Source organism: Polynucleobacter necessarius (genome assembly GCF_900095185.1).
In the GTDB taxonomy this organism is placed as follows: domain Bacteria; phylum Pseudomonadota; class Gammaproteobacteria; order Burkholderiales; family Burkholderiaceae; genus Polynucleobacter.
The window spans coordinates 1,369,330-1,386,330 of sequence record NZ_LT606948.1 but is presented as its reverse complement, the minus strand read 5'-3'; the positions used below and the strand labels follow the sequence as shown (position 1 = coordinate 1,386,330).

17 protein-coding genes and 1 tRNA gene are annotated in these 17,001 nt (G+C 44.5%); all 18 read right to left on the bottom strand.

The features are described 5' to 3' along the window. Positions 1 to 109 precede the first annotated feature (109 nt). Positions 110 to 1,609 carry an NADH-quinone oxidoreductase subunit NuoN gene (gene nuoN / locus DXE31_RS08020; protein ID WP_114698420.1) on the bottom strand — a complete coding sequence of 500 codons (1,500 nt, stop codon included), beginning with the start codon at positions 1,607 to 1,609 and terminating at the stop codon, positions 110 to 112. A 10-nt stretch (positions 1,610 to 1,619) separates the two neighbouring features. Continuing rightward, positions 1,620 to 3,086 carry an NADH-quinone oxidoreductase subunit M gene (locus DXE31_RS08015; RefSeq protein WP_114698419.1) on the bottom strand — a complete coding sequence of 489 codons (1,467 nt, stop codon included), beginning with the start codon at positions 3,084 to 3,086 and terminating at the stop codon, positions 1,620 to 1,622. Between the two features lie 24 nt (positions 3,087 to 3,110). Then, positions 3,111 to 5,132 (bottom strand): NADH-quinone oxidoreductase subunit L, encoded by a 2,022-nt coding sequence (gene nuoL / locus DXE31_RS08010; RefSeq protein ID WP_114698418.1) that lies wholly within the window; start codon positions 5,130 to 5,132, stop codon positions 3,111 to 3,113. A gap of 2 nt (positions 5,133 to 5,134) precedes the next feature. Next, a complete protein-coding gene (nuoK, locus tag DXE31_RS08005; protein WP_114698417.1) occupies positions 5,135 to 5,443 on the bottom strand; it encodes an NADH-quinone oxidoreductase subunit NuoK in 309 nt (102 codons plus the stop codon). Then, entirely contained in the window at positions 5,440 to 6,087 is a 648-nt protein-coding gene (locus tag DXE31_RS08000; RefSeq protein WP_114698416.1) for an NADH-quinone oxidoreductase subunit J, read from the bottom strand. Before DXE31_RS08000 ends, nuoK begins: the two co-directional genes overlap by 4 nt. 20 nt (positions 6,088 to 6,107) lie before the next feature. Beyond that, entirely contained in the window at positions 6,108 to 6,599 is a 492-nt protein-coding gene (gene nuoI / locus DXE31_RS07995) for an NADH-quinone oxidoreductase subunit NuoI (protein WP_114698415.1), read from the bottom strand. An 11-nt stretch (positions 6,600 to 6,610) separates the two neighbouring features. Continuing rightward, entirely contained in the window at positions 6,611 to 7,684 is a 1,074-nt protein-coding gene (nuoH, locus tag DXE31_RS07990) for an NADH-quinone oxidoreductase subunit NuoH (protein ID WP_114698414.1), read from the bottom strand. Positions 7,685 to 7,692: 8 nt separating this feature from the next. After that, positions 7,693 to 10,008 (bottom strand): NADH-quinone oxidoreductase subunit NuoG, encoded by a 2,316-nt coding sequence (gene nuoG, locus DXE31_RS07985; RefSeq protein WP_114698413.1) that lies wholly within the window; start codon positions 10,006 to 10,008, stop codon positions 7,693 to 7,695. A gap of 31 nt (positions 10,009 to 10,039) precedes the next feature. Next, complete coding sequence (gene nuoF, locus DXE31_RS07980; RefSeq protein ID WP_114698412.1) at positions 10,040 to 11,338, bottom strand: NADH-quinone oxidoreductase subunit NuoF; 1,299 nt, start codon at positions 11,336 to 11,338, stop codon at positions 10,040 to 10,042. Next, complete coding sequence (gene nuoE, locus DXE31_RS07975) at positions 11,335 to 11,841, bottom strand: NADH-quinone oxidoreductase subunit NuoE (RefSeq protein ID WP_114698411.1); 507 nt, start codon at positions 11,839 to 11,841, stop codon at positions 11,335 to 11,337. The genes nuoF and nuoE overlap by 4 nt, the downstream gene beginning before the upstream one ends. Positions 11,842 to 11,864: 23 nt before the next feature. Continuing rightward, on the bottom strand, positions 11,865 to 13,118 hold the full coding sequence (locus DXE31_RS07970) for an NADH-quinone oxidoreductase subunit D (protein ID WP_114698410.1): 1,254 nt from the start codon (positions 13,116 to 13,118) through the stop codon (positions 11,865 to 11,867). A 3-nt stretch (positions 13,119 to 13,121) separates the two neighbouring features. Continuing rightward, entirely contained in the window at positions 13,122 to 13,721 is a 600-nt protein-coding gene (locus DXE31_RS07965) for an NADH-quinone oxidoreductase subunit C (protein WP_114698409.1), read from the bottom strand. Between the two features lie 3 nt (positions 13,722 to 13,724). Beyond that, entirely contained in the window at positions 13,725 to 14,207 is a 483-nt protein-coding gene (locus tag DXE31_RS07960) for a NuoB/complex I 20 kDa subunit family protein (RefSeq protein WP_114698684.1), read from the bottom strand. Between the two features lie 5 nt (positions 14,208 to 14,212). Beyond that, positions 14,213 to 14,572 carry an NADH-quinone oxidoreductase subunit A gene (locus tag DXE31_RS07955; RefSeq protein ID WP_114698408.1) on the bottom strand — a complete coding sequence of 120 codons (360 nt, stop codon included), beginning with the start codon at positions 14,570 to 14,572 and terminating at the stop codon, positions 14,213 to 14,215. A gap of 110 nt (positions 14,573 to 14,682) precedes the next feature. Continuing rightward, positions 14,683 to 14,767: transfer RNA gene (locus DXE31_RS07950), tRNA-Leu, on the bottom strand. 86 nt (positions 14,768 to 14,853) lie between these two features. Then, positions 14,854 to 15,198, bottom strand: coding sequence for a preprotein translocase subunit SecG (secG, locus tag DXE31_RS07945; RefSeq protein ID WP_114698407.1), 345 nt, complete (start codon positions 15,196 to 15,198; stop codon positions 14,854 to 14,856). A gap of 22 nt (positions 15,199 to 15,220) precedes the next feature. Continuing rightward, on the bottom strand, positions 15,221 to 15,979 hold the full coding sequence (gene tpiA / locus DXE31_RS07940) for a triose-phosphate isomerase (protein ID WP_114698406.1): 759 nt from the start codon (positions 15,977 to 15,979) through the stop codon (positions 15,221 to 15,223). A gap of 18 nt (positions 15,980 to 15,997) precedes the next feature. Then, positions 15,998 to 16,996, bottom strand: a complete 999-nt coding sequence (locus DXE31_RS07935; protein ID WP_114698405.1) for an NAD(P)H-quinone oxidoreductase — start codon at positions 16,994 to 16,996, stop codon at positions 15,998 to 16,000. Positions 16,997 to 17,001: the final 5 nt, after the last annotated feature.

The window sequence follows — 17,001 nt, the reverse complement described above, 5'->3', positions numbered from 1 at the left end:
TGTATGAGATAAGGATGATCCTAAGAATCAAACATGACAATTTAATGGCTTAAAAACAATAAAGGCCCCTTACGGAGCCTGTATAGAGCACTGATCTCAATTTGGAGACTTAGGAACCCAAAAGCGTGCGACGCATGGCATCCAAACAGAGACTCATCAAACCTGCTGGAACCATGCCGATAGCAATGACTAAGATACCATTTAGACCAAGAATACCTTTAGCAAACCCAGACCCGCTAACTGTAATTTCGTGAGAAGGCTCATCAAAGTACATGACTTTGACCACTCTGAGGTAGTAGAAAGCGCCAATTAATGATGCAATTACAGCAATAACAGCCAAAAAGGTATGCTCAGCATCCACCAAAGCCTCTAAAACACCTAATTTAGCAGCAAACCCTACTGTCGGCGGAATACCAGCCAAGGAGAACATCATTACTAGTCCAATAAAGGCAAACCAAGGATGACTTTTATTGAGACCCTTTAGTCCTTCTAAAGACTCACAGTCGTAACCCTTACGCGATAACACCATTAAAAGGCCGAATGTTCCTAGCGTTGTGAAAATATAGGTAATTGCGTAGAACATCGCAGCGCTAAACGCATGATCATCAAAAACAGAAAGCATGCCCAATAGAACAAAGCCCATTTGCGCAATCGCAGAATAAGCAAGCATGCGCTTCACATTGGTCTGTGCTATTGCAGTCACATTACCAACAACCAAGGATAAGACAGTCAGTAATACCAGCATAGGCTGCCAATCACCTAATAGAGGCAGCAAGGTGTTTACCAACAAACGGAATAACAATGCAAAAGCAGCAATTTTTGGCGCTGCTGCAATCATGAGAGTTACTGCTGTAGGAGCCCCTTGGTAAACGTCCGGAACCCACATATGAAATGGCACCACACCTAATTTGAATGCTAAGCCAGCAACAATAAATACCAAGCCAAAAGCCATTACCAAGTGATTCATCCGTGGATCAGCAACAACCTCGAAAATCTCAATCAATTCTAAGGACCCAGTAACGCCATACAATATCGACATGCCATAAAGTAAGAAACCGGAAGCCAATGCGCCCAAGATGAAGTACTTGATACCTGCCTCTACACTTTTCTCGCTGTTGTGCCGCATAGCCACTAATGCATAGGTAGGCAAAGCCATTAATTCCAGGCCTAAATACAAAGTAAGTAGGTTTGCACCGGATATCAACACAAACTGCCCAAGTAAGGCTAGTAAAGCCAAAACAATAAAGTCTGGCCGGAATAATTCGCGATCCACCAAGTACTGCTTTGAATAAATCAAACTGACCAATACTGCTATACAAGAGCAGGCCTTAAGTAAATTTGAGATAGGGTCAGATTGAAACAGGCCATTCATAGCCACGAGTGAAAGGTCACCCATGCGACCAATAAACGCCAAACTCAAACAAACCAATAAGATAATTGTGAAGCAATAAACAAAACCTACGCCACGTGGCGTATGAAATATGTCTTGCTCCACCCCAGGGGGTGAAACCACCCTTTCGCGAACAAAAACGCTGCCTACTAATAGTAGGCAAGTTACTACGAGTAAAACAAGTTCTGGCAGGATAGCGTATAGGTCAAATGCTTGCATGTGTAATTACTCAGAGTTTGCTAACAGCAACATGCTGTAACAGATTCATCACGGCTGGATGAATAATGTCAGTAAATGGCTTTGGATATACACCCATTCCAATCACACAAATAGATAGAACAGCCATCAAGAAATATTCACGTGCATTGAGGTCCTTAAGCTCATCAACATGAGCATTATTAATGGTGCCAAAGAAAACGCGCTTGACCATCCATAGAGAATATGCAGCCCCTAAAATCAATGCAGTTGCAGCCAAGATACCTATCACAAAGTCATAATCAACCGCAGCCAAAATAACCATGAATTCTCCGACAAAACCTGATGTCGCAGGAAGACCGCAGTTCGCCAGAGCCATCAATACTGCAAAAGCAGTAAAAGCTGGCATACGATGCACTACTCCACCGCAATCCGCAATTCGACGTGTATGCATGCGATCGTAAAGAACACCAATAGATAAGAACATTGCGCCAGCAACAAAGCCGTGAGAAATCATCTGAACAATGCCCCCCTCAATTCCTAAGGGACTGAAAAGGAAGAAACCTAATGTCACAAAGCCCATGTGGGCTACAGATGAATAAGCTACAAGCTTTTTCATGTCCTTTTGCACTAATGCCACTGCGCCAACATAAATCACGGCAACCAATGAGAGGAAAATAATAAATGGGCCTAAGTATTGGCTCGCATCAGGTGCAATTGGCAAAGAGAGGCGCAAGAAACCATATGCTCCAAGCTTTAGCATGATTGCTGCCAAAACAACCGAACCGCCAGTTGGCGCCTCTACGTGAACATCGGGCAACCACGTATGCAATGGCCACATGGGAACTTTAACTGCAAATGCCATGAAAAATGCCGCAAATAATAGAATTTGCTCAACAATATCTAAGCGCGCATCTTGCCAAGCCAAGATATCAAAAGTATTGGTGATGTTATATAAGTAGAGCATTGCAACCAAAGTGAGCAAAGATCCAAGCAAGGTGTACAGGAAGAACTTGAATGCTGCATAAATGCGGTTATGACCACCCCAAACACCAATAATGATGTACATCGGAATGAGTGTCGCCTCAAAGAAAACATAAAACAGCAAAGCATCCAAAGCACAAAATACACCAATCATTAATCCCGAAAGGATCATGAATGAAGCCATATATTGCGATACTTTAGTGTCGATTACTTCCCATGCTGCAATCACAATAATAATGTGAATGAAAGCCGCAAGAACAATGAACCACACTGAAATACCATCAATACCCAAATAATAATTAATGTCGTAACGAGGAATCCAGCTCAGTTTTTCTACGAACTGCATACCTGGATTTGCAATATCAAATTGCAGTATTAAAGGTAGTGTTGCAATAAAGCCGAGTACGGCACCTATCAGCGCTAACCAGCGAACGCCGGCAGATGGTTTTTCAGACCCATAAAATAGAATAATAAGTCCAAAGACAATCGGGGTCCAAATGGCGTAAGAAAGAATCATCGTGGCTACTTAAGTTACAAAGGCCTATCGTACAAAAGGCAGGTAAGCATACAAAACCCAGGCTAGAAATAACGCTAGGCCAGCAATCATTGCAAACGCATAGTGATAAAGATAACCGGATTGCAAATGGCGGATGACTCCAGCGAATCGCCCTACTGCATGCGCGCTACCGTTAACAAAGAAACCATCAATCACTTTTTGATCACCACGATGCCATAAGATTCCACCGATCCAAATCAGACCCTTAGCAAATACAGCTTGATTGATTTCATCAAGGTAGTATTTGTTATCAAATAATTTTTTGATCGGTGCAAATACTTGAGCAACCATTCCAGGTAGTTTTGGAGCCCATAAGTATCCAACTGCCGCAGTCAAAACGCCTAACACTACTAATAGCAATACTGGTGATGTAAAGACATGCATCGCCATCGCAACAGGTCCATGAAACTCATCTTCCAACTCTTTCATTACTGGATGGCGCGCCAAATCAATAAAAATAGAATCGCCGAAGTAAGTACCAAACAGCAACGGAGAAATGGTGTAAAAACCAATGATGACCGATGGTATGGCCAAGAGAGTCAGGGGCAAGGTAACTACGAAAGGAGACTCATGTGGTTTTTCGTCAGGAGCAGGGCCATGATCATGATGATCATATCCGTCTGCATGACCCCAACGTGCTTTGCCGTGAAACACATAGAAATATAGGCGGAATGAATACAAGGCAGTAACAAATACACTTGCCATCACAGCAAAATAAGCAAAACTGGAGCCAGGAATATGGCTAGCAGCTACCGCCTCAATGATTGAGTCTTTTGAATAAAAGCCAGAAAAGAAAGGTGTCCCTATCAAAGCTAAATTACCCAGCAACATCATGAGGCAAGTAATAGGCATGTATTTCCAAAGGCCGCCCATCTTACGCATATCTTGCTCATGATGCATGCCTAGAATGACGCTACCGGCGGCAAGGAAGAGCAAAGCTTTGAAGAATGCGTGGGTCATGAGGTGGAAGATAGCTATTGGGTATGCGGAAACACCTAAGGCAACCGTCATGTAGCCAAGCTGCGACAAGGTTGAATACGCAACCACTCTCTTAATATCGTTTTGAACAATTCCAAGAAAGCCCATAAATAGCGCCGTAATCGAGCCTATTACCAATATAAAACTCAACGCTGTATCAGAAAGCTCAAACAATGGCGACATACGTGACACCATAAAGATACCTGCCGTTACCATGGTCGCAGCATGAATCAATGCTGAGATAGGTGTAGGGCCTTCCATTGAATCGGGCAACCAAACATGCAATGGGAACTGAGCAGATTTACCCATTGCACCGATAAATAGGCAAATACAGGCTACAGTCATTAAATTCCAATTAGTGCCTGGCAAGGTTTGAGCTGCTAACGCAGAATTCTGAGCAAAAATCACGTCATACTGCATTGAACCTGTGGATGCCAATATAATACCAATCCCTAAAATGAAACCAAAGTCGCCGACTCGGTTGACTAAAAAGGCCTTCATACTGGCAAATACTGCAGACTGACGCTCAAAGTAGAAGCCAATTAATAGGTAAGAAACGACACCCACTGCTTCCCAGCCAAAGAAAAGCTGCAATAGATTATTGCTCATCACCAGCATCAGCATGGCAAATGTGAATAGCGAAATATAAGAGAAGAATCGGTTGCAACCCTCTTCACCTTGCATATATCCAATCGTATAAATATGAACCATCAGCGATACAAAGGTAATAACGCACATCATTGTTGCGGTTAATGGATCAATAAGGAAACCAATATCTAAATTACGTTCGCCTAATTGCATCCAGCGATACACGGTTCCATTGAAATAGAAACCATCCATAACCTGCATAAGGACATTGCAGGAGAGAGCAAATGCAATCGTTACACCTAAGATAGTCACAAACTGGCATGCACCATGGCTAATCTTATTGCCACCTAATTTTGTACCAAAAAATCCAGCGATGATCGAGCCAACCAATGGAGCCAGTGGAATTGCGCAAAGCAAGGGAATATTTAAGGTTAAATGCATGACTAGCCTTTTAGGTTGTCAAGATCTTCGGCATTGATCGTATCAACCTTACGGAAGAGTACAACCAGGATAGCTAAGCCGATAGCTGCTTCAGCCGCTGCCACAGTCAAAATAAAAAATACGAATACCTGACCAGCCATGTCTCCCAAATAATGAGAGAAGGCGATAAAATTCATGTTCACAGCAAGAAGCATGAGTTCAATTGCCATCAGCAATACGATGACATTCTTGCGATTTAAGAAGATTCCAATCACGCTAGTAGCAAACAAAATTGCACCAAGGACCAAATAGTGAGCGAGGGTTATAGTCATTTCTTCTCCCCTCTTGAATCTTGCTTTGCAGCCATATCAGAATCCATCTTGACAATTCGCATACGGTCTGCCGCCACTACATTGACTTGTTCATGAATATTTTGTGATTTAGAGTCTTTGCGGTTACGTAATGTCAATGCAACAGCTGCAATAATGGCAGCCAACAAAATCACGCCCGCCACTTCAAAAGCATAGACATAGTCAACGAAAATTAACATCCCGAGAGCTTGAGTATTGTTAGCCATCATCTCTTCTGGCATAGGCTGCACTGGAGTGTGCGTCCCTATGAAGCTACGAATAATCACAATCGATAACTCTAGAACGATAACTGCTCCCATGAGGAAAGCAACTGACAAGCACTTTTTGAAATCGCGGCGTAAGTGTTCAAGGCCTAAGTCCAGCATCATCACTACGAATAAAAACAAGACCATAACAGCGCCAACATAGACCAATATGAGCGCCAAACTCAAGAACTCAGCCTTTAAGAGCATCCAAAGCCCTGATGCACAACAGAATGCGAGAACCAAGAACAATGCCGCATGAACAGGATTACCTGCTGTAATCACACGCAAGGCGGAAATGATTAGTAAGCCAGCGAAGCCGTAGAAAAATACAGCAAATAGGGTGGATGGATCGAATGTCATATTAGTGAGGCTCAATTCGATTAACGGTAAGGCGCATCTGCTGCACGGTTAGCGGCAATTTCTTTTTCGTATTTATCACCAATAGCCAAGAGCATCTCTTTCGTGAAATATAAGTCACCGCGCTTATCGCCAAAATACTCAAAAATATTTGTTTCTACGATTGCGTCAACAGGGCACGCCTCTTCACAAAATCCACAGAAAATGCACTTTGTGAGATCAATGTCATAGCGGCTAGTACGACGTGTACCATCACCACGCTCAGCAGTTTCGATAGTAATCGCATATGCAGGACATACAGCCTCACATAATTTACAACCAATACAACGCTCCTCTCCATGTGCATAACGTCGCAACGCATGAAGACCACGAAAACGAGTTGATAAAGGGGTCTTCTCGTCTGGATATTGAACTGTAATTTTGGACTTAAATAAATAGCGACCAGTTATAGACATGCCTGTCAGAATGTCTTTTAGCATTAAACTATCGAGGAATTGGGAAATTTTCTTAAACATGATTGATCAACTTATTTCCAAATATTCCATGGAGATACCACCCATGCACCGATTACAACAACCCAAAATACGGAGATGGGGATAAAGATTTTCCAGCCCAATCGCATAATCTGGTCATAGCGATAACGAGGCAATGTTGCACGCAACCAAATTACACAAGACAACAAGAAGAATGTTTTACCAAACAACCAGAAGATCCCTGGGATGTCGCGCAAGATTGGCAAATCAATAATAGGAAGCCAGCCACCTAAGAACATAATAGATGCAACAGCTGCGATCAAAATCATGTTGGCATATTCTGCCAAGAAGAACATTGCAAATGACATTCCAGAATACTCAACCATGTGTCCTGCGACAATTTCTGACTCACCCTCAACCACATCAAATGGATGGCGGTTTGTCTCAGCAACGCCTGAGATGAAATAAATCAGGAACATCGGCAAGAGAGGCAACCAGTTCCATGAGAGGAAATTCAAGCCCATACCGGCAAAGTAACCCTGCTCTTGAGAGGCAACTATGGCGCTCAAATTCAAAGAACCCGATGTCAGTAACACCGTCACCAAAGCAAATCCCATAGCAATCTCGTAAGAGATCATCTGTGCCGATGCACGCATAGCACCTAAGAATGGATATTTTGAGTTGGAGGACCAACCAGCAAGAATTACACCATAAACGCCGATTGACGAAATTGCCATAATGTACAGTAATCCAGCATTCACATCCGCAAGAACCATCTTTGCTTGGAATGGAATTACGGCCCACGCTGCAAAAGCAGGCATGATGACCATAATGGGAGCAATAAAATAAAGCACCTTACTTGCCTGGGCTGGGGCAATGATTTCTTTTAGCAGCAGTTTGAGTGCATCAGCAATAGGTTGCAGTAACCCTAAAGGACCAACACGATTTGGTCCAAGACGAATATGCATCCAACCAATGAGCTTTCTTTCCCAAAGCGTTAAATACGCAACACAAGCGAACATTGGCAGCACAATTATCACAATGCGTACTAAAGCCCAAACCAATGGCCATAATGGCCCAAAAATGGCTTCGCCTTGTGATGTAACGAGGTTCAAGAAATCATCCATCTCGTTCCTTATACTTTACTAACAGTTACTGGACCAAACATCGATCCTAATTTGGCACTCGCCGCAGTTCCTGCGGAAATTCTGATGGCGCCTGGCGCTAAATTAACTTCTAATGTTGCGGGAAGATCTGCGGAGGCAGATCCTTGGGTAACACGCACAGCATCCCCCTCTTTTAAGCCTAATTCAGAAAAGGCTTGCTGATTCAGGCCAACCTGATTGCCACGCTTTGCATCTCGCGTTAATTGCAAAGCAGGTGAACGTCGGACAATCTGATCGCCTGCATAAATATTGACGTCAGAAATACGTTCTAAACCATTCGCTGGTGATTGATTACCATGAGTAACGACCGAAGTAACAGTCTTGTTGCTAAGACGAGCACAATATGCTTCATCCAACGCCTCACCGAGAACTTCTTCGGGCAGATTAAACAAGAAACCATCGAGCCCTAATAAGCCACCAAGAACACGCAGAACTTTCCAGCCTGGACGTGAGTCTCCCAAAGGCTTTACAGATGGCTGGATTGTTTGAAGCCTACCCTCAAGATTCACAAAAGTAGAAACTGTTTCAGTAAACGGTGAAATCGGCAGAATGACATCTGCAGTTTCTAATAAATCAGCGCTCTTATAGGCACTTAATGCAATAACCGTGCTCGCTTTTGCTAATGCTGCACGGGCTGCTTCTGGGTTTGCTAAATCAGAATCGGGCTCGATATTCATCAATATGATGGCGCGACGGTCGCCTGATAGAACTGACTCTACTCCAGCACCATTAACATTGACCAATGAAGCACCTACTGCATTACCGCCTACTGGTAGGAAACCTAAAGTTGCCCCTGTTTGCTCGGCAATGAACTGAGCCAGTAAATGTAAATCTGATGCATGAGGATGAGAGATTGCAGCAGAACCCAGCAATACAGATGTCACCGAGCCAGACATCAAAGCCTCTGCAATATTTTGCGCCTCTTTCGAGACGGCAACATTTGGAGTTCCGGCTGGCACATTTACTTTCTTAGCTTTTGCAACCGCATTTGCAACCTCTGCTAAAACATTTAGCCAAGCACTAGGCGAAGCCGAAATATCTTTAGTAGTAATTAACCAATCATCTCCATCTGCATCGATTCGAAGCACCTGTAATCCACGCTTGCTTGCTGTGCGGATACGTGCAGCTAATACTGGTTGATCTTTACGCAAGAAGCTACCAATAACTAAAAGACGATCTAATTCATTCAACCTAGCAATTGGCATTCCCAACCATGGAGCGCTAGCAGCACCAGTAATGTCTGCCTGGCGTAAGCGAGTGTCAACTTGACTAGAACCTAAGCCGCGCATCATCTTTTGCAAGAGATGCAATTCTTCAGTACTAGAAATTGGATGAGCCAAAGCACCGACTGCCTCTGAGCCACACTCCTTAGATATTGTTTTCAGGGAGTGAGCCACATAATCCAGAGCAGATTGCCAATCAGTTTCAAGCCACTGACCGCCCTGCTTCACCATTGGTGTAGTTACTCGATCTGAGCTATTAAGTCCCTCGTAAGAAAATCGATCGCGATCACTAATCCAGCATTCATTGATTGCTTCATTCTCTAAAGCTACGACCCGCATTACTTTGTTTGCCTTCGTCTGAACAGTTATATTCGCACCGAGACTGTCATGCGGGCTAACTGAACGCTTTCGACCCAACTCCCAAGTGCGTGCCGCATAACGAAATGGTTTACTTGTAAGTGCACCAACGGGACATAAATCAATCATGTTTCCAGATAATTCGGAATCCACTGTTTGGCCAACAAATGTTGTGATTTCAGAATGTTCGCCACGATTAATCATACCTAGCTCCATAACGCCAGCGACTTCCTGACCAAATCGAACACAGCGCGTGCAGTGAATGCAGCGGGTCATCTCTTGCATTGAGATAAGTGGACCTACATTCTTATGAAACACAACACGTTTTTCTTCGTTGTAACGAGAGTGAGATTTACCGTAGCCTACCGCCAAGTCTTGTAGTTGGCATTCGCCACCTTGATCGCAAATCGGGCAATCTAGTGGATGATTTATCAGCAGAAATTCCATGACGGAGCGCTGAGCTTCAACTGCTTTTGCAGAATGCGTAAAGACCTTCATCCCTTGTGTTACTGGTGTTGCGCATGCAGGTAACGGTTTCGGAGCCTTCTCTACCTCAACCAAACACATGCGGCAGTTAGCGGCAATAGATAACTTCTTGTGATAGCAGAAGTGAGGAACGTAGGTGCCCAGCTTGTTCGCGGCGTGCATCACCATCGAACCTTGCGGAACTTCTACTGCCTGACCATCTAATTCGATTTCTACCATACTCGCTTTAGATATCCCGTTCTCTAAATCTTTATAAAGGTTGTGCAGAATCTAAGCAGCGCTTATGTTCTACGTGATATGCAAATTCATCCATGTAATGCTTCAACATGCCGCGCACCGGCATAGCAGCCGCATCACCCAAGGCACAAATTGTGCGTCCTTGAATATTGGCGGCAACGTCATTTAATAAATCTAAATCTTCTGGACGTCCTTCGCCATGCTCGATGCGATGCACAATACGCCATAACCATCCAGTGCCCTCGCGGCATGGTGTGCACTGACCGCAAGATTCTTCGTGATAAAAGTAGGATAGGCGCTCTAAAGCACGCACCATGCATCGGGTCTCATTCATCACAATCACCGCACCTGAACCCAACATAGAGCCTACTTTCGCAATACTGTCGTAGTCCATCGTCAAATCCATCATTTGTGAGCCAGGCACGACAGGAGCTGAGGATCCGCCAGGGATAACCGACTTTAAAGCAATACCATCACGCATACCGCCAGCCAATTTCAGCAATTCAGCAAATGGAGTCCCCAAGGGAATCTCATAATTTCCTGGATGAACTACATCGCCAGAAACCGAGAATATTTTGGTTCCGCCATTATTAAGCTTACCCAAATCTAAATATGCTTGACCACCAATAGCCAAAATAAAAGGAATGGCAGCAAAGGTCTCGGTATTGTTAATCGTTGTCGGCTTGCCATACAAACCAAAACTTGCAGGAAAAGGAGGTTTGAAGCACGGCTGACCCTTCTTGCCCCCTAATGATTCGAGCAAGGCAGTCTCTTCGCCACAGATATAAGCACCCCATCCTGGAGAAGCGTGCAACTGAAATGAGAAGTCGCTACCCACAATCTTCTCTCCAAGATATCCAGCAGCGCGAGCCTCTTCCAAGCTTTCCTCAAAGCGAGAATACACTTCCCAGATCTCGCCGTGGATATAGTTATAACCAACCGAGATACCCATTGCGTAGGCGCCAATGATCATTCCCTCAATCAAAGCATGAGGGTTGTAACGCATGATGTCACGGTCCTTAAAGGTACCTGGCTCACCCTCATCACTATTGCAGACTAAATATTTTTGTCCCGGGAATTGGCGTGGCATGAAGCTCCATTTCAGGCCTGTAGGGAAGCCAGCTCCGCCACGACCACGCAAGGCTGAAGCTTTTAGTTCAGCAATGATTGCATCAGGGGCAACCTGATCATTTAACAAACGGCGTAGCTGCTGATACCCCCCGCGACTTTCATAGTCTTTTAAGCGCCAATTGTCACCATTTAATCCAGCTAGGATCAGAGGTTTAATATGCCGGTCGTGCAAGCTGGTCATGCTGCTTTCCCTTCTGCACGCAATTCATTTAATAGAGCATCAATTTTTTCTTTACTCATAAAGCTACACATACGCTTGTCATTTACAAGCATCACCGGTGAATCACCACACGCACCCATGCACTCACCCTCTTTCAAGGTAAAAGTTCCACAAGGGGTAGTCTCGTTGTAACCAATGCCTAAGGTTTCCTTGAGGTAGTTTGCAGCCGTCTCACCATAAGTTAACTGGCAAGGTAAGTTGGTGCAAATAACCAATTTGTACTTACCAATAGGCTTGGTGTTATACATATTGTAGAAAGTCGCAACTTCTTCAACAGCAATAGTCGGCATTTCTAGTATCTGTGCGACGGTTTCAATCACCTCCGGAGATACCCAACCTACTTCAGTTTGAGCAGCAATGAGAGAGGCCATTACAGCAGATTGTTTTTGCTCTGCTGGATATTTAGCGATATTGCGATGTATATCGGCCAGTGTTTTATTGGATAGCTGAAGAGGTGTTGTCATTAAATAATCCTTGAACCGCTTGATTAACGGTCAATCTCCCCGAATACGATATCTTGGGTACCGATAATGGTTACCGCATCCGCCAACATATGACCTCGAGACATTTCATCCATTGCAGATAAATGTACAAATCCTGGAGCACGGATCTTCATCCGATATGGCTTATTAGCACCATCTGAGATTAAGTAGATACCAAACTCCCCCTTAGGATGCTCAACAGCAGAATAAGCCTCTCCATTGGGAACGTGAATACCTTCAGTAAAGAGTTTAAAATGATGAATCAACTCTTCCATATTGGTTTTCATATCTACACGCTTAGGCGGCGCAACTTTATGGTTGTCACTCATAACCGAGCCAGGATTTGCTTTTAACCAAGCAATGCATTGTTTAATAATGCGATTAGATTGACGCATCTCTTCCATGCGAACCAGATAACGATCATATGAGTCACCGTTCACACCAACCGGAATATCAAAGTCGAGTCGATCATAAACTTCATATGGCTGCTTTTTACGAAGATCCCATTCAATTCCGGAGCCTCGCAACATTGGACCAGTGAAGCCGAGCTGCAGAGCCCGCTCTGGTGTGACGATGCCAATATTAACCAACCGCTGTTTCCAAATGCGGTTATCGGTTAACAGTTGACCATACTCATCAACATTTGCGTCAAAACCATTGGAGAACTGTTCAATAAAATCTAATAAGGTACCACTGCGATTTTCATTGAGACGTTTTATGGCAGATGTGCTGCGAATCTTGTTCTTGGTGTACTGCGCCATTTGATCAGGCAAATCACGATAGACACCACCTGGGCGATAGTATGCAGCGTGCATACGTGCACCAGAGACTGCTTCATACATATCAAAAATATCTTCACGATCACGGAATGCATAGAGAAATACCGCCATCGCACCGACGTCCAGTCCGTGACAACCAATCCAAAGCAAATGGTTCAGTAAGCGAGTCAATTCATCGTACATCACCCGAATATATTGAGCTCGTAATGGCACATCTACTTGAAGTAATTTTTCAATGGCTAATACATAAGCGTGTTCATTGGACATCATGGATACATAGTCCAAACGATCCATGTATGGAACGTTTTGAATCCAAGTGCGTGTCTCGGCTAACTTTTCGGTCGCACGATGCAATAATCCGATATGCGGATCAGCGCGCTGAATAACTTCACCATCAAGCTCCAGCACCAATCGCAATACGCCGTGGGCTGCAGGATGTTGAGGACCAAAATTCAGAGTATAGTTCTTAATTTCTGCCATGATTTAAATTGGACCTCCGTACTGCTCTTCGCGGACAACCCGTGGGGTAATCTCTCGCGCTTCAATCGTGACTGGTTGATATACAACGCGCTTTAACTCTGGGTCATAACGCATCTCCACATTGCCACTAATTGGAAAATCTTTTCTGAAAGGATGACCAATAAAACCATAGTCCGTCAAAATGCGACGTAAATCATCATGACCTTCAAACAAAATACCGTAAAGATCGAATGCCTCACGCTCAAACCAGTTTGCCGAACTCCAGACCGGAGTGATAGAAGCAACCAATGGATAGCTATCGTCAGGCGCAAATACGCGCAGACGAAGGCGCCAGTTCTGCTCCAAGGAAAGCAGATGACTGACAACGCCAAAGCGCTGACCACTCCAATCGCCCTCGCGGAAATCTTGATAGTCAACACCGCACAAATCAATTAGTTGCTCAAAGGCAAGAGATGGGTCATCGCGTAAGAGCAAGGCAGCTTCAAAGTAAGCATCCGCATTCACAACTACAGTCACCTCACCCAAAGCAATCTCAATCGATTGCACACGTTTGCCCAATACTTTTTCTAAATTGCTGGCCAGTTGCACTAAACGAGCTGACATAACTTAGGCCTTCCGTGCGATAGTGCTAGTGCGAGCAATCTTGGATTGTAATTGAATAATTGCATAGATCAACGCTTCCGCAGTTGGAGGACAGCCAGGAACATAAATATCGACCGGCACGATGCGGTCACAACCTCGTACTACTGAGTAAGAGTTATGGTAATAGCCACCACCATTTGCACAAGAGCCCATCGAAATAACCCAACGAGGCTCGGGCATTTGGTCATAAACCTTACGTAAAGCGGGAGCCATCTTGTTACACAATGTTCCAGCGACAATCATTAAGTCGGACTGACGGGGTGAAGGACGGAAAACAACGCCAAAACGGTCCAGGTCATAACGAGATGCTCCAGCATGCATCATTTCTACTGCACAGCAGGCTAAACCAAACGTCATAGGCCACAGAGAGCCATTTCGAGTCCAATTGATGAGCTGATCAGCAGTGGTAGTAACAAAACCTTCTTTGAGAATGCCTTCAAGTGCCATATCTCTCACTCCCAGTCGAGAGCGCCCTTTTTCCAGATATAAACAAAACCCACAATGAATTCCAAAAGGAATATCACCATTGAGGTGTAGCCAAGCCAGCCAATATCACGCAATGCTACACCCCATGGAAACAAGAATGCGGTTTCCAAGTCAAATAGGATGAAGAGAATAGCAATTAGGTAATAACGCACGTCAAACTTCATACGCGCATCTTCGAACGCCTCGAAACCACACTCATATGGAGAGAGTTTTTCAGCATCCGGCTTTGAAGGAGCCAAAATTTTTCCAAGGAACATGGGGACTAATCCAACCCCAATACCTACGAGGATAAAAAGTAGAACCGGAAAGTAATTAGCGAGATTCAAAATAGCCCTGATTCGTTTGTCTAGTAAATCCTAATAGCTACAAATTATTCAATATTCAATTCAGCAATGCATTGATTTAATGCAAAAAAACTCATCAAAAACTTGATTTTTGGTGCCGACGGCGAGACTCGAACTCGCACAGCCTAAGCCACTACCCCCTCAAGATAGCGTGTCTACCAATTTCACCACGTCGGCATCTTATAAAACCCATCAATTCTACTGCATTGCACAACTGCTCTACCCCAAAAAATGGGCTGAATAATAGGTAAAAACCTACTTGTTTATCTAGGAACTGCTGGTTTACTTGGATCCCGAACTGGCGCAACAGAGGCTGCAGGTGTGACCGTTGGGGCAACCGTACCCGATAGAACTCCTGGGCTTACTTCCTTCTTGTTGCCAAGCCAGGTAATGCCAAGCGTACTGAGGAAAAAAACCGCTGCAAACATAGCGGTTGTGTGGGATAAAAAGTTAGCAGAACCACTGGCGCCAAAGAGACTTCCAGATGATCCGGAGCCAAAGGCTGCCCCCATATCAGCACCTTTTCCTTGCTGCAATAAAACCAAGAGAATTACAGCCAAAGCTGAAATTACCTGCAATACGATCAATAAAGTCTTAAACCATTCCACAGCTTATCTCCAAATAAAAAATCTATGCCTGACAGATTGCTAGAAATTCTTGAGGGTTCAGCGATGCACCCCCAACCAGTCCACCATCAATATCCGGCATGGCAAACAACTCAATAGCATTGTCAGGTTTAACACTGCCGCCATACAAAATTCCAACATGCGAGGCTACATCTTCATCGAACTCAGCTAAGCGTAAGCGAATAGCGCGATGCATATCTTGTGCAACTTGAGCGCTAGCGACTTTACCCGTACCAATGGCCCATACCGGCTCGTATGCAATTAAACAGTCGGCAAGCCGATCTTGTAAGACATTGACCTGCTTGGCCACTTGTCCACAAACAATTGCTTCAGCCCTGCCAGAATTACGCTCGTCCGCAGTCTCACCCACGCAAATTACTGGCGTCATACCATGATCGAGCACCTGAAGCGCTTTAGCAGCCCCCACCTCATCAATTTCATGATGCAGTAGGCGACGCTCTGAATGACCAACGATGACATAAGTGCATCCAAGCTCTGTGAGCATTGAAGCAGACACTTCTCCGGTATAAGCGCCTGAGCTATGCGCTGACGCGTCCTGTGCACCGAGATTTAAAAATGCCAATGAATGCTCTTTAATTAACTGGGCACATTGTTGCAAATACGGAAATGGGGGGCAAACCGCAAACTTACGACCCGATGGTATGCCGCTCTCCATGCCATGGGCAACGGCCTTGACCCAGTCTTGATTTCTTGCAAGACTTCCATTGAGTTTCCAATTTCCGATTACGATGAGTGGTCGCATAAGGGTTTATGAATTTACCTAAACAGTTAAAACAATTTTGCCTACATGCTCTGAAGATTCCATCAGTGCATGGGCATCAGCCGCCTGATCCAAGGTAAAGGTTTTATAAATAACTGGCTTTAATTTGCCTGCATTCAACAAAGGCCAAACCATATCGAATAACTGTTTGGTGATTTGTTTTTTGAAAGAAACTGGGCGTGGACGCAATGTAGAGCCTGTAATAGTGAGGCGACGGCGCAAAATTTGACCGGTATTCACCTCTGCCTTAGAGCCACCCATGATCGCAATTATGACGATGCGACCATCGTCAGCCAAGCAATCAATTTCTTTTTGTACATAAGCTCCAGCCACCATGTCCAAAATGACGTTGACACCCTTGCCATCCGTAGCCTTTTTAACCTCTTCCACAAAATCTTGTATCTTGTAGTTAATAACAAGATCAGCACCCAATGCAACACAAGCAGCACATTTTTCATCTGTACCTGCAGTTACAAAGACCTTATGGCCCATTGCTTTTGCAATCAAAATAGCGGTCACACCAATACCACTTGATCCACCTTGAACTAATAAGGTTTCACCTTCTGACAATTCACCACGCATGAAGACATTGCTCCATACAGTATAGAAAGTCTCTGGTAGTGAAGCCGCCTCTTGATCGCTAAATCCATTTGGATAGGGTAAACATTGCGCAACTGGTGCTGTACACAACTCTGCATAGCCGCCACCCTGCGCTAAAGCACAAACCTTATCACCAAACCTCAAACCAAATACATTATCAGCATGCGCTAAATCACCACCAACAATTTCACCAGCAACTTCAAGACCGGGAATGTTAGAGGCGCCTGCTGGTACAGGATAGCGACCTTTGCGCTGCAAAACATCAGGTCGATTAATTCCGGCTGCTAAAACCTTTATCAAGATTTCGCCAGAGCCAGCAGCGGGGGCAGCTGGATCCGGACGAGTGGTCGGCACCAGCATATCTGGTGGACCAAATTCTTTGATTTCAACTACGCGCATACATG

Excerpts from the sequence above, each read along its gene's own strand:
- nuoN (WP_114698420.1), bottom strand. The coding sequence starts at position 1,609 with ATGCAAGCATTTGACCTATACGCTATCCTGCCAGAACTTGTTTTACTC.
- DXE31_RS08015 (WP_114698419.1), bottom strand. The coding sequence starts at position 3,086 with ATGATTCTTTCTTACGCCATTTGGACCCCGATTGTCTTTGGACTTATT.
- nuoL (WP_114698418.1), bottom strand. The coding sequence starts at position 5,132 with ATGCATTTAACCTTAAATATTCCCTTGCTTTGCGCAATTCCACTGGCT.
- nuoK (WP_114698417.1), bottom strand. The coding sequence starts at position 5,443 with ATGACTATAACCCTCGCTCACTATTTGGTCCTTGGTGCAATTTTGTTT.
- DXE31_RS08000 (WP_114698416.1), bottom strand. The coding sequence starts at position 6,087 with ATGACATTCGATCCATCCACCCTATTTGCTGTATTTTTCTACGGCTTC.
- nuoI (WP_114698415.1), bottom strand. The coding sequence starts at position 6,599 with ATGTTTAAGAAAATTTCCCAATTCCTCGATAGTTTAATGCTAAAAGAC.
- nuoH (WP_114698414.1), bottom strand. The coding sequence starts at position 7,684 with ATGGATGATTTCTTGAACCTCGTTACATCACAAGGCGAAGCCATTTTT.
- nuoG (WP_114698413.1), bottom strand. The coding sequence starts at position 10,008 with ATGGTAGAAATCGAATTAGATGGTCAGGCAGTAGAAGTTCCGCAAGGT.
- nuoF (WP_114698412.1), bottom strand. The coding sequence starts at position 11,338 with ATGACCAGCTTGCACGACCGGCATATTAAACCTCTGATCCTAGCTGGA.
- nuoE (WP_114698411.1), bottom strand. The coding sequence starts at position 11,841 with ATGACAACACCTCTTCAGCTATCCAATAAAACACTGGCCGATATACAT.
- DXE31_RS07970 (WP_114698410.1), bottom strand. The coding sequence starts at position 13,118 with ATGGCAGAAATTAAGAACTATACTCTGAATTTTGGTCCTCAACATCCT.
- DXE31_RS07965 (WP_114698409.1), bottom strand. The coding sequence starts at position 13,721 with ATGTCAGCTCGTTTAGTGCAACTGGCCAGCAATTTAGAAAAAGTATTG.
- DXE31_RS07960 (WP_114698684.1), bottom strand. The coding sequence starts at position 14,207 with ATGGCACTTGAAGGCATTCTCAAAGAAGGTTTTGTTACTACCACTGCT.
- tpiA (WP_114698406.1), bottom strand. The coding sequence starts at position 15,979 with ATGCGACCACTCATCGTAATCGGAAATTGGAAACTCAATGGAAGTCTT.
- DXE31_RS07935 (WP_114698405.1), bottom strand. The coding sequence starts at position 16,996 with ATGCGCGTAGTTGAAATCAAAGAATTTGGTCCACCAGATATGCTGGTG.